Source organism: Enterobacter sp. RHBSTW-00994 (assembly GCF_013782625.1).
Lineage (GTDB): Bacteria > Pseudomonadota > Gammaproteobacteria > Enterobacterales > Enterobacteriaceae > Enterobacter.
Map to the genome: position 1 here is coordinate 4,299,935 of NZ_CP056199.1, position 12,700 is coordinate 4,312,634.

At 47.0% G+C, this 12,700-nt stretch carries 14 protein-coding genes and 1 pseudogene; 6 read left to right on the plus strand and 9 right to left on the minus strand.

Features of this window, described 5'->3' with window-relative positions:
• Positions 1–90: 90 nt before the first annotated feature.
• The 8 genes and pseudogenes from HV346_RS20485 to zapE all read right to left on the minus strand — a co-directional run bounded on the left by HV346_RS20485 (position 91) and on the right by zapE (position 6,465).
• Entirely contained in the window at positions 91–768 is a 678-nt protein-coding gene (locus HV346_RS20485; protein WP_181620987.1) for a DUF1120 domain-containing protein, read from the minus strand.
• A 350-nt stretch (positions 769–1,118) separates the two neighbouring features.
• A pseudogene (locus HV346_RS20490) lies at positions 1,119–1,360 on the minus strand (ClpXP protease specificity-enhancing factor SspB); the annotation flags it as partial.
• 103 nt (positions 1,361–1,463) lie between these two features.
• Entirely contained in the window at positions 1,464–2,138 is a 675-nt protein-coding gene (locus tag HV346_RS20495; protein ID WP_181620988.1) for a DUF1120 domain-containing protein, read from the minus strand.
• A 621-nt stretch (positions 2,139–2,759) separates the two neighbouring features.
• Positions 2,760–3,257: a ClpXP protease specificity-enhancing factor gene (gene sspB, locus HV346_RS20500; RefSeq protein WP_181623847.1), complete on the minus strand. Its 498-nt coding sequence runs from the start codon at positions 3,255–3,257 to the stop codon at positions 2,760–2,762.
• 5 nt (positions 3,258–3,262) lie between these two features.
• Entirely contained in the window at positions 3,263–3,901 is a 639-nt protein-coding gene (gene sspA, locus HV346_RS20505; RefSeq protein ID WP_181620989.1) for a stringent starvation protein SspA, read from the minus strand.
• Positions 3,902–4,213: 312 nt separating this feature from the next.
• Positions 4,214–4,606 (minus strand): 30S ribosomal protein S9, encoded by a 393-nt coding sequence (rpsI, locus tag HV346_RS20510; protein WP_003860436.1) that lies wholly within the window; start codon positions 4,604–4,606, stop codon positions 4,214–4,216.
• Between the two features lie 15 nt (positions 4,607–4,621).
• Complete coding sequence (gene rplM / locus HV346_RS20515) at positions 4,622–5,050, minus strand: 50S ribosomal protein L13 (protein WP_004868222.1); 429 nt, start codon at positions 5,048–5,050, stop codon at positions 4,622–4,624.
• Between the two features lie 290 nt (positions 5,051–5,340).
• Positions 5,341–6,465, minus strand: a complete 1,125-nt coding sequence (gene zapE / locus HV346_RS20520) for a cell division protein ZapE (protein WP_181620990.1) — start codon at positions 6,463–6,465, stop codon at positions 5,341–5,343.
• Between the two features lie 189 nt (positions 6,466–6,654).
• On the opposite strand from zapE, the gene zapG reads away from it, so the two are divergent.
• The 3 genes from zapG to degS all read left to right on the plus strand — a co-directional run bounded on the left by zapG (position 6,655) and on the right by degS (position 9,752).
• Positions 6,655–7,053 carry a Z-ring associated protein ZapG gene (zapG, locus tag HV346_RS20525; RefSeq protein WP_181620991.1) on the plus strand — a complete coding sequence of 133 codons (399 nt, stop codon included), beginning with the start codon at positions 6,655–6,657 and terminating at the stop codon, positions 7,051–7,053.
• Positions 7,054–7,224: 171 nt separating this feature from the next.
• Positions 7,225–8,592 carry a serine endoprotease DegQ gene (degQ, locus tag HV346_RS20530; protein WP_181620992.1) on the plus strand — a complete coding sequence of 456 codons (1,368 nt, stop codon included), beginning with the start codon at positions 7,225–7,227 and terminating at the stop codon, positions 8,590–8,592.
• A 92-nt stretch (positions 8,593–8,684) separates the two neighbouring features.
• Positions 8,685–9,752 (plus strand): outer membrane-stress sensor serine endopeptidase DegS, encoded by a 1,068-nt coding sequence (degS, locus tag HV346_RS20535; protein ID WP_181620993.1) that lies wholly within the window; start codon positions 8,685–8,687, stop codon positions 9,750–9,752.
• 62 nt (positions 9,753–9,814) lie between these two features.
• Here degS and mdh read toward each other — a convergent pair whose 3' ends face one another.
• The gene (mdh, locus tag HV346_RS20540) at positions 9,815–10,753 is read right to left on the minus strand and encodes a malate dehydrogenase (protein WP_181620994.1); all 939 of its coding nucleotides are present in this window, start codon (positions 10,751–10,753) and stop codon (positions 9,815–9,817) included.
• Positions 10,754–11,150: 397 nt separating this feature from the next.
• On the opposite strand from mdh, the gene argR reads away from it, so the two are divergent.
• From argR to yhcN (HV346_RS20555), 3 genes are all read left to right on the plus strand, one after another.
• Positions 11,151–11,621 (plus strand): transcriptional regulator ArgR, encoded by a 471-nt coding sequence (argR, locus tag HV346_RS20545; protein ID WP_181620995.1) that lies wholly within the window; start codon positions 11,151–11,153, stop codon positions 11,619–11,621.
• Positions 11,622–11,998: 377 nt separating this feature from the next.
• Complete coding sequence (gene yhcN / locus HV346_RS20550) at positions 11,999–12,262, plus strand: peroxide/acid stress response protein YhcN (protein WP_181620996.1); 264 nt, start codon at positions 11,999–12,001, stop codon at positions 12,260–12,262.
• A 106-nt stretch (positions 12,263–12,368) separates the two neighbouring features.
• On the plus strand, positions 12,369–12,635 hold the full coding sequence (yhcN, locus tag HV346_RS20555) for a peroxide/acid stress response protein YhcN (protein ID WP_181620997.1): 267 nt from the start codon (positions 12,369–12,371) through the stop codon (positions 12,633–12,635).
• The last annotated feature ends 65 nt before the right edge of the window (positions 12,636–12,700 follow it).

Here is a 12,700-nt window from a genome sequence, read left to right on the forward strand (position 1 = left end):
AACACTCCGTGTCTATCGTGTGTTTAAAAAAGAGTCAATGCTCTGCATTGACTCTCGGTAATAGAAGAAATTAAATATCGACGATTTTAATTACAGATATTTCAGGCTGATAGTGATCTGACCATCCAGCGGGGTATCATCAGTAATTGCCAGGGTAGCCGTATCTTTAATCGCCAGAGACGTCACCAGAGGGAAGGTCGCCGTCTGGAATGCCAGTGGCTCTAAACTACCCGCGGTAGCAACGGTGAAGTCACGATAGTTCTCGCCCTGTGAAGAACCATTGGTACTTTTAGTCCAAGCTGTACCACCACCCTGCTGATAAAGAGTATCAACTGTATTACCGTCAGCCACTACGTTGCCCACATTCACAAACATGGCATAGTTACCGATATTAATATCACTTGAAGTTTTACCTACGCCATAAAGTTGGCTTGGTGCAATTTGAGAAGTACCACCTACCATGGCGTTTTCAACTTTAATCCCTGCACGAGATGACGCACGATCATCAACCATATTCCAAGAGACTTTAGTCGCTGCAGTACAGTTAATGGTCAGATCGATATTTTTTTGCCCTAACTGGTTATCAGCGGTGGCAGACAATCCGCCTAAACGAATAAAACCATAATCAACCACCCCGCCATTACTTAACTCAGGTGTACATGCCGCATTCGTCAGTATACCCTTAACTTTCAGTACAGCTGTTGGAGCTGCGGCAAATGCGGAGTTAACACAAAGCGCAAGAGTGGTTGCGAGAAGAACTTTTTTCATCTGTTAATCCTTAACGTATGAATTATTTTATAAACGCATGGCTTAGTTAATTTTATTTAAACAAAACCTATCAGCATGCTGAGAAGCATCTATTTATGATATCGTTTCTATGAATCCTTTCAATTTAGAAAAATTAATTAAGCTCTGTAGATAATATTTAATTATAAATAAGACCTATGCTTTAAGAATAAAAAGCATCAAATGAGACAGTGTTCATTCACATGATTAATGAATGTGCTTATTAAAATAAAAATATAAAAAATAACAATTGAATATATCAAAAAATACTGAATAACTTGCCCAATAAAAAATGGTCATTGACCAGTTTATTATACATAAACTGAATGTGTTTATTTTACAACGCGTAAGGCCGGACGACCACCGCGCGGAGGCGGATCGTCATCATCATTGAGACTGGCAACATCTTCATCGTAAGCCGTTTCTGGCTCAAACATCGTTCCAGCACCGTTTTCACAGGCATAGATCGCCAGCACTGCAACTGTAGCCAACGGAACGGACACCTGACGCGGCACACAAAAAAGCGCACATTAAAGCGTACTTCATCGTTAGCCAACTCCAGGTTATCCATTGCACAAGTGCAATTGTAAATAAATCCATTTTAATCCCATGGGATTTTGGGCAAAATCAGGAATTTACTCTCAGTAATAGAAAAAGCTAAATATCTACAATGTTAATTACAGATATTTCAGGCTGATAGTAATCTGGCCATCCAGTTGAGTATCATCGGTAATTGCCAGGGTTGTAGTATCTTTAATTGCCAAGGAAGTCACCAGAGGGAAAGTTGCCGTCTGGAATGCAAGTGGTTCTAAACTACCCACAGCAGCAACGGTGATATTCATAGCGTTATACCCCATAGTCGCGCCATTAACTCTTTTAGTCCAGTTTGGATATCCTCCCAACTGAGAGATCGGGTCAACCACTTTACCATCAGCCTCTACACTATCAGCCTTAATAAACAAACTGTAATTACCAATTTTTTCACCCTCAGCAGTAGTACCAACCCCATAAAGATAGCCCATTATTGCCATTGATTGACCGGTAAACGTGCCATCTTCTACTACAACATTAGCACTGGACTGCTCACGGTCATCAACAAGGTTCCATGATACTTTGGTTGGCGCAGTACAACTGATCGTAAGATCAATATCTTTGTGCCCCAACTGATTAACCTCCGTTGCAGACAGATCTGCTAAATGAATAACACCATAATCAACAACCCCGCCATTGCCTAATGAAGGTGTACATGCAGCATTAGTGAGCACTCCTTTTACCTTTAATACCGTGCTTGATGCCGCAAGTGCTGAATTGACACAAAGAGCAAGAGTGGTTGCTAAAATAATTTTTCTCATTAGTTAATCCTTAACATATGAAATCTTATAGTTTATACAAAATATCAATTAGTTATATATTTTACATTCTAAAACCGAATAATATTACGCTAACGGAGAGTGATGCTATAAAATAATACATTATCAACAAATACATTCAATTTAGAATTTTTAACTATGACTTGCAGTAATGTTCAATAAATTAGCTGTAAGTATGAATCGTAGTATAAAAGACAACTAAGAGAACAAACAATTCACGACATTAATAATTCATCACATATAATTTTTATCACATCATTTTTCACCAATATATAGCTTTACTTATTTAGCTATTCTTCGTATTAAATATGAATATTATCGCCCCCTACACTATTTAATAGTGCGGTTACCAACATGACTTCGATCATTATATACATACTGAATTTTTCATGTCATTTAATTACAATAATGGATATAAACTAACAAAAAACTCTCCTACTTTCGTAGTGGATAATTTAAAATATCACTATCAAATAAATTTTTAAAAATATATATTTGTGTTAGTTTTAACTGCATCACTTATGATACCTTTCAATAAACTACTGCCATAAAAAAACCAGTCAAGAATAATATTGACTGGTTTTATAAATAAACTAAATGTGTTTATTTTACAACGCGTAAGGCCGGACGACCGCCGCGCGGAGGCGGATCGTCATCAGGGTCGTTGTCGTGATCATGATCGGGCTTATCGCCATCGATAAGAGACATCACTGTGTCGCTTTCGCGTTCGTCAGAGACGTCATCATCGTTGAGACTGGCAACATCTTCATCATAAGCCGTTTCTGGCTCAAACATCGTTCCAGCACCGTTCTCACGGGCATAGATCGCCAGCACCGCAGCCAACGGAACGGACACCTGACGCGGCACACCACCAAAGCGCGCATTAAAGCGCACTTCGTCGTTAGCCAACTCCAGATTACCCACCGCACGGGGGGCAATATTCAGAACAATTTGTCCGTCACGGGCGTATTCCATAGGAACAAGCACTCCCGGCAACGTCACATCCACCACCAGGTGCGGCGTGAGCTGGTTATCCAGCAACCATTCATAGAATGCACGCAGCAGATACGGGCGGCGGGGAGATAGCTGTGACATTTCCACAATCATTAACCCCGGCCGAGACGCATTTCACGTTCAGGCTCAGTCAAAGACGCCAGGAAAGAGTCACGTTCAAACACACGCGTCATATAACCTTTCAGCTCTTTAGAACCAGGGCCACTGAATTCCACACCCAGCGTCGGCAGACGCCACAGCAGTGGAGCCAGGTAGCAATCAACCAGGCTGAACTCATCGCTCAGGAAGAACGGTTTCTGACCGAACACTGGCGCAATTGCCAGCAGCTCTTCACGCAGTTGCTTACGTGCAGCATCCGCTTCAGAAGACGAACCGTTAACGATAACGTTCATCAGCGAGTACCAGTCTTTCTCGATGCGCTGCATGTACAGGCGGCTTTCACCACGTGCAACAGGGTAAACAGGCATCAGTGGTGGATGCGGGAAACGCTCATCCAGATATTCCATAATGATACGGGATTCCCACAAGGTCAGCTCACGATCAACCAACGTCGGAACACTTTGGCTCGGGTTGAGATCGATAAGATCCTGAGGTGGGTTATCCTTTTCCACATGCTCGATCTCAAAACTGACACCCTTCTCGGCCAGCACGATACGAACCTGATGGCTATAAATGTCAGTAGGACCAGAAAACAGCGTCATTACCGAACGTTTGTTGGCAGCGACAGCCATGAAAACCTCCAGGTATATTCAGAATTTTTACTGCTACCAGCCCAACAAGGGCCAGCCAGATGTTGTATCGCCCATTCAAGAGCAAACACTACTGTTCATAAATCGAACAAAAACCGAGTGTTCATCGATATTTGGGCAGAAAATTGGATGATAGTTTACCAGATTTTACGACCTTTGTGGTGAGGGGATTCTGGAAATGAGGAAAAAGAGGAGATATATGCGTTCATATTGTGGATAACATGGGCATTATCCATAAAAAAACCCGCCGGAGCGGGTTTTTCGCCAATCGTTCTGCAATAAGCAGAAAGCAGATTAACGTTTGGAGAACTGTGGACGACGACGTGCTTTACGCAGACCCACTTTCTTACGTTCAACCTGACGAGCGTCACGAGTAACGAAGCCAGCTTTACGCAGTTCAGAACGCAGGGATTCGTCGTACTCCATCAGAGCGCGGGTGATACCGTGACGGATCGCACCTGCCTGACCGGAGATACCACCACCTTTAACAGTGATGTACAGATCCAGTTTTTCTACCATATCAACCAGTTCCAGCGGCTGGCGAACTACCATGCGGGCAGTTTCACGACCGAAGTACTGTTCCAGAGAACGTTGGTTGATTACGATTTTACCACTGCCCGGTTTGATGAACACGCGAGCTGCGGAACTTTTGCGGCGACCAGTGCCGTAGTATTGATTTTCAGCCATTGCCTATAATCCCGATTAGATGTCAAGAACTTGCGGTTGCTGTGCCGCGTGGTTGTGCTCGTTACCCGCGTAAACTTTCAGTTTACGGTACATAGCACGACCCAGCGGGCCTTTTGGCAGCATGCCTTTAACCGCGATTTCAATCACACGCTCAGGACGGCGGGCAATCATCTCTTCAAAGGTCGCTTCTTTGATACCACCGATGTGGCCGGTGTGGTGGTAATACATTTTGTCTTCGCGCTTGTTGCCGGTTACAGCAACTTTTTCTGCGTTCAGAACGATGATGTAATCACCAGTATCAACGTGCGGAGTGTATTCCGCTTTGTGCTTACCGCGCAGGCGACGAGCCAGTTCGGAAGCCAGACGGCCCAGAGTTTTACCGGTCGCGTCAACAACATACCAGTCGCGTTTTACGGTTTCTGGTTTAGCTGTAAAAGTTTTCATTAAAAGCTTACCCAAATAATAAGTTACACGTTGGTGAACACCCAAACGTTTAGTCAGTTGAGGTTCACACGACATTGTCCAGCAAACCTACCCCTTCGAATAGCCTATGCCGGCGCATAGAAAGTTTTGGGAAAAAAACCTTCTCGTAACGTGGGGTCGCAAGATTATAGAGAAGTCAGGGTCAAAGGTCGACCCCTAAATGTGATTCGGAGCGGGTTTTTCGGTGGGTGGGTTTTGTGCGGCCTGATGCTCTCTCCTCCGACCCTTCTCCCGCGGGGAGAGGGGCGCATTTATGGCATATGCTGGCGCTTCAGGTACTCTTCGCTTTGCATCTCCTGCAAGCGCGACAAACAACGCTGGAACTCAAATTTCAGTCTTTCACCCTGGTATACCTCATATAAAGGTACAGCAGAACTCACCACGAGCTTTACATGCCGCTCATAAAACTCATCCACCAGTGCGATAAATCGACGCGCTTCACTCTCCATTAGCGGCGTCATCACTGGCACATCGTGAAGCATTACCGTATGGAAAAGGCGTGAAAGCGCAATGTAATCATGCTGGCTACGGGCATCGACACAAAGTGTTGCAAAGGATACTGCGAGCGTTTGATTTTCCACACCCAGAGTCTGTAGCGGCCGGTGATTGATTTCCAGCTCTGGAGCTGTATTGTGCTTCGCCCCAGCCAGTGCCAGCCATAGTTTATCCATCTGGCTTTGCGTCTCATCATTTAACGGCGACAACCACAAATGCGCCTGAGTCAGTGTACGCAGACGATAATCTACCCCGGCATCGACGTTCATGATGTCGCAGTGTTGTTTAATCGCATCGATGGCGGGCAGGAATCTGGCCCGTTGTAAGCCGTTACGGTACAGATCATCGGGTGGAATATTCGACGTCGCCACGAGCGTGATACCGCGGGCAAACAGCGCTTTCATCAAGCCACCCAGCAGCATGGCATCAGTGATATCAGAGACAAAGAACTCGTCAAAACACAGCACGTCAGTTTCTGCCTTGAACCGATCGGCAACAATCTCCAGCGGGTCACTTTTACCTTGCAACGCCGTCAGTTCTTCATGAACCCGAAGCATAAATCGATGGAAGTGCAGGCGCTGTTTCCGCGTTCCCGGCAAGCTCTGGTAGAACATGTCCATCAACCAGGTTTTTCCACGTCCGACACCGCCCCACATATATAAACCACGGGCGGGTGCATTGACCTGCTGCTCTTTTTTTCCCAGTAACCGGCTAAACGCCGCCTTCAACCCACCGCGACTCACCAGTTCTTCGGGTTTGACCGTGAGTTCCTGATAAATAATATCCAGTTGGTTTACGGCTTCGCGCTGGACGTCATCGGGCTGATGTGACCCCTCATTCAGGGCCAGTTGATATCGCGATAAGGGAGAAAGGCTTTGCATAATATTGTTGTTATTCCTTCGGTTAACACTCATCAATACGTACAACTGATGAAAAAAAGGCCGTTCTACACTACGCGATGATACGTCAGGATTCCACTTCTGCGGAAATAGCGGTTATAGTGGCAATATCAGGCACAGGCAGGAGCCGAGCCAACACCCTACGGAACCACAAGATAACGGGAGAAGTTCATGACCTGGGAATATGCGCTAATCGGTTTAGTCGTCGGCATCGTCATCGGTGCTGTGGCCATGCGTTTCGGTAATCGCAAATTACGTCAGCAGCAGTCCTTACAGTACGAACTGGAAAAGAATAAAGCTGAACTGGAAGAGTATCGTGAAGAGCTGGTTAGCCACTTTGCCCGTAGCGCCGAGCTGCTGGATAACATGGCAACCGACTATCGTCAGCTGTATCAACACATGGCCAAAAGCTCAAGCAACCTGCTGCCGGAAATGACCGCGGAAACCAATCCGTTCCGTAACCGTCTGGCAGAGTCCGAAGCCAGTAACGATCAGGCTCCTGTGCAAATGCCACGCGATTACTCTGATGGTGCGTCCGGCCTTCTGCGCGGTGGCGCAAAACGCGATTAATCGCATAACCTAAATATATTTTACGGGCGCATGTATTGCGCCCGTCCTTTCTTTCCGACCCCAGCTATTATTTAGTCAAACACCTCATTGTTCAGCGGTTTAAAATTCAATAACATCAAAGTGTTTTTGGGGCCGTTCTTCTTTCATTCCAGGATACGAGAGTCAGCATCAATGAAGAAAAAAAACCAGCTGTTGAGCGCATTAGCGTTAAGTGTCGGGTTATCTCTCTCGGCATCCTTCCCTGCCTCCGCTACCCTACCCGCGCAAGTTCCAGGGCAAGCGGCGATTCCTAGTCTCGCGCCAATGCTGGAGAAAGTCTTACCTGCCGTGGTCAGCGTGAAAGTGGAAGGTACTGCGCTGCAAAATCAGCGTGTACCAGAAGAACTGAAAAAGTATTTTGGCGATGAATCGCCTGACCAGCAGGCACAACCTTTTGAAGGCCTGGGTTCAGGCGTGGTAATCGATGCCGAAAAAGGTTATATCCTGACCAACAACCACGTCATCAGCCAGGCAGATAAGATCAGCGTGCAGATGAATGATGGCCGGGAATTTGACGCCAAGTTGATCGGTGGTGATGACCAAAGTGACATCGCATTATTACAGATTCAAAACCCCAGCAATCTGACACAAATAACGATTGCAGACTCTGACAAACTGCGCGTCGGTGATTTCGCCGTGGCTGTCGGAAATCCATTCGGTTTAGGGCAAACCGCCACGTCCGGGATCATCTCCGCACTGGGTCGCAGCGGCCTGAACCTGGAAGGTCTTGAGAACTTTATCCAGACAGATGCCTCCATTAACAGAGGTAACTCCGGTGGTGCATTGCTCAACCTTAATGGTGAATTGATTGGTATCAATACCGCAATTCTGGCCCCTGGCGGCGGCAGTATAGGCATCGGTTTTGCTATCCCAAGTAACATGGCCAAAACTCTGGCGCAGCAACTCATTCAGTTTGGTGAGGTCAAACGTGGACTGCTGGGTATCAAAGGGATGGAGATGAGTGCGGATATCGCCAAAGCCTTTAACATTGACGTGCAGCGCGGGGCATTTGTCAGTGAAGTTCTGCCTAATTCTGGTTCTGCCAAAGCGGGTGTAAAATCGGGTGATGTCATTGTTAGCCTGAACGGTAAGCCTCTAAGCAGCTTTGCTGAACTACGTTCCCGTATTGCCACCACCGAGCCTGGCGCTAAAGTGAAGTTAGGTCTGATTCGCGATGGGAAACCGCTGGACGTCGAGGTTACCCTGGATAAGAGCACCTCGTCATCCGCCAGTGCTGAACTTATCGCTCCAGCCTTGCAGGGGGCGACTCTGAGCGACGGGCAACTCAAAGATGGAACCAAAGGTATTACCATCGACACCGTAGAGAAGAGCAGCCCAGCGGCCCAGGCTGGCTTACATCAGGATGATGTGATCATCGGTGTGAACCGCGACCGCGTGCAGTCGATTGCCGATATGCGCAAAGTGCTGGAGAGCAAGCCGACAGTCATTGCCCTGCAAATTGTCCGCGGCAACGACACTATCTATATTTTACTGCGCTAAGCATTTGCGAATCCGGACATCACCGCTGCGTGTGATGTCCGGATAACTCATGCTATGCTGCAAATCGTTCCTTTTTTAACGACACGCGCATCATGCTTTTAAAGCTTTTTCGTTCAATTGCTATCGGTTTGATCGTCGGCGGCCTGTTATTGGCGGCCATGCCGTCTTTGCGTCAGTTCAACAAACTGACGACGCCACAGTTTGACAGTACGGATGAAACGCCTGCGACCTACAACCAGGCCGTCCGCCGTGCCGCACCTGCGGTGGTTAACGTTTATAACCGGGGTCTTAACAGTACAACCCATAACCAACTGGAGATCCGAACTCTCGGCTCTGGCGTGATCATGGATGAACGTGGCTACATTATTACCAACAAACACGTGATCAACGATGCCGACCAGATCATTGTTGCTCTGCAGGATGGTCGTGTGTTCGAAGCCCTGTTGGTCGGCTCTGATAGCCTGACCGACCTGGCGGTATTGAAAATCAACGCAAATAACGGCTTGCCCGTCATCCCGATTAATCGCAAACGCACGCCACATATTGGTGATGTGGTCCTGGCTATCGGTAACCCGTATAACCTGGGACAAACCATCACACAGGGGATCATCAGCGCCACCGGTAGAATCGGCCTGAACCCATCAGGCAGGCAAAACTTCCTGCAAACGGATGCTTCCATTAACCATGGTAACTCCGGCGGCGCGCTGGTTAACTCGTTGGGCGAGCTCATGGGCATCAATACATTATCATTTGATAAGAGCAATGATGGTGAGACACCCGAAGGGATTGGCTTTGCCATCCCGTTTCAGTTGGCCACCAAGATTATGGACAAACTTATCCGAGATGGTCGCGTCATCCGTGGTTACATTGGAATTGGCGGTCGTGAAATTGCCCCTATGCACACGCAGGGTGGCGGCATTGATCAGATCCAGGGCATCGTGGTCAACGAAGTAACGCCTGGCGGTCCTGCGGCAAATGCAGGCCTTCAGGTTAATGATGTGATTGTTTCAGTGAATGGCACACCTGCGGTATCTGCATTAGAGACCATGGATCAGGTTGCTGAAATCCGTCCGGGTTCCATCATCCCAGTCGAAGTCATGCGAAATGATAAAAAACTGACGCTTCAAGTGACGATTCAGGAATACCCCGCCACCAACTGACAGAGATAAAAAAACCGGAGCCAATGACAATGGCTCCGGTTTTTTACATCCCGAGCGTTCGTTTACTTGTTAACGAACTCTTCACCCAGGGTAATATCTTTACGCAGCGTATCCAGCATGCCTTCCATCGCATTTTGCTCAAATGCGCTCAGCTTGCCAATAGACTGACGCTCTTCGACACCATTTTTACCCAACAGCAAAGGCTGAGAGAAGAAACGCGCATGCTCGCCGTCACCTTCGACGTACGCACATTCCACAACGCCTTTCTCACCTTGCATAGCGCGAACCAGTGACAGACCAAAACGTGCAGCCGCCTGGCCCATAGACAGGGTTGCTGACCCGCCACCCGCCTTCGCTTCCACCACTTCAGTACCCGCGTTTTGAATACGTTTGGTCAGGTCCGCGACTTCCTGCTCGGTAAAGCTCACACCAGGGATCTGCGACAACAGCGGCAGAATAGTCACACCAGAATGGCCGCCGATAACCGGTACTTCGATTTCATCAGGCTGTTTGCCTTTCAGTTCAGCAACAAAGGTGTTGGAACGGATGATATCCAGTGTGGTCACGCCAAACAGTTTATTTTTGTCGTAAACACCGGCTTTCTTCAACACTTCAGCAGCGATAGCAACCGTGGTGTTTACTGGGTTAGTGATGATGCCAATGCACGCTTTAGGGCAGGTTTCTGCAATCTGCTGTACCAGGTTTTTTACGATCCCAGCGTTGACGTTAAACAGGTCTGAACGATCCATACCGGGTTTACGCGCCACACCTGCAGAGATCAGCACCACGTCAGCACCTTGCAGTGCTGGACGAGCATCTTCACCGGAGAAGCCTTTGATTTTCACAGCTGTCGGGATGTGGCTCAGGTCAACCGCCACACCTGGGGTCACCGGAGCAATATCGTACAGGGAGAGTTCTGAGCCTGAAGGCAGTTGGGTTTTCAGTAGTAGGGCAAGCGCCTGGCCGATACCACCAGCAGCGCCGAGGACTGCGACTTTCATCCTAAACTCCTTATTATGGTTAACTTAAGTATCTGTAACTCTGTTGCGGCGACCATAATTCAGCAGGTAAATAATTACAATTTTCGTAGCTAAAGAATTTGAGGTCACGCGCCTTTCGCTATCGCCAGAATGCTATCGGGCAATAGGCGGCAACGAATTAAGAGGTGGTTACAATACACCCTGCTGCGTCACCAAAACAACATCATTTTGATAACATTTAGTTTACTTTTAAGCTTATTTACGCGCCGTGACCCAGGCATGTTTTCTGATAACGAAATTTGATAAAATCAGTCTCTTTCATAACATTATTTCAGCCTAACCTCAGGCAGATTAATTGCATAAAAATTCATCTACATGCATAATAATGGTGTTTCTATCGTCATACTCCGGGTGATTTATGCGAAGCTCGTCTAAGCAAGAAGAATTAGTGAGGGCGTTTAAAGCGCTGCTCAAAGAAGAGAAATTCAGTTCTCAGGGAGAGATTGTTCAGGCGTTGCAGGAACAAGGCTTCGAAAACATCAATCAGTCGAAAGTCTCCCGCATGTTAACCAAATTTGGCGCAGTGCGTACGCGTAATGCCAAAATGGAAATGGTCTATTGTTTACCCGCTGAACTGGGCGTCCCTACGACATCCAGCCCGCTGAAAAATCTGGTGCTGGATATCGACTACAACGATGCTGTTGTGGTTATCCACACAAGCCCTGGTGCTGCACAGCTTATTGCTCGTCTGCTCGACTCACTGGGTAAAGCGGAAGGTATCCTGGGTACAATCGCGGGTGATGACACCATCTTTACCACCCCGGCGAACAGCTTCTCGGTAAAAGATCTCTACGAAGCGATTCTTGTTCTGTTCGAACAAGAGCTGTAAACCATCTCCCCGTAGCACCGTGCTGCGGGGATCATCCTGCTCCCGCCTCGTTACTCCCTACTTTCTATCGTCATTTAATTTCGCAAATAGTGCTTTTTACTGCCTTTTCACATTCACCCAGTGAATACACATCCAATAAACCGCACAAAAAATCAAAGTATCATATCCATATGATTTTTTTAGACATAACCTAATATTGTGACGATAAAATGACCATTTTTATGCAATTTAGTTATAAAAACTCTGTTGATTAACACCTGATAACGCAGGAAACAATTAGTCTGGTATTAATTTTTGACGTTATTAGTGTATACTTGATTTTGTGATGAGGGTCACGAAACAAAGACCCCAATAAAAAATTCGACGAGGTAAAAATCATGAAAATCAAAACAACTGTAGCGACTCTGAGTATCCTGTCAGTCCTGTCATTCGGTGCTTTCGCGGCCGATTCCATCAACGCAGATCAGGCGCAATCCCGCCAGGCAATCGGTACAGTTTCTGTTGGCTCAGTCAGTGCTTCGCCAATGGATATGCGTGACATGCTGAACAAAAAAGCAGAAGAACAGGGTGCGTCATCTTATCGCATCATTGAAGCACGCACTGGCGACCACTGGCATGCAACAGCTGAACTGTACAAATAAGATTTGCTGATATCTGAAGATAAATGACCACTCAACGGCACCAGGCATAAAAAAAGCTGTTTAACCCTTCTCTCCGTTGAGAAAACCTGATTATGGAGTAAAGACTATGAACACTAAATTAATCATCGCAACCCTTGGCTTAGCTTCCGTTCTTTCATTTGGCGCAAGCGCAGCTGTGCATCAGGTTTCATCTGATCAAGCACAGAACCTGCAGCCAATGGGTAGCGTATCAGTAACATCCGTTGCGGGCTCACCGATGGATATCCGTCAGGAACTGTCCGCAAAAGCTGAAAAAGCAGGGGCCAGTAGCTACCGTATCACCGAACTGAATCAGGGTGATCACTGGCACGCAACAGCTGAACTGTATAAATAAACCCTCGTCGTATCTCATCATACGACTTGCCCCTGGCCTTTTGGTCAGGGGCTTTTTTTATCTGT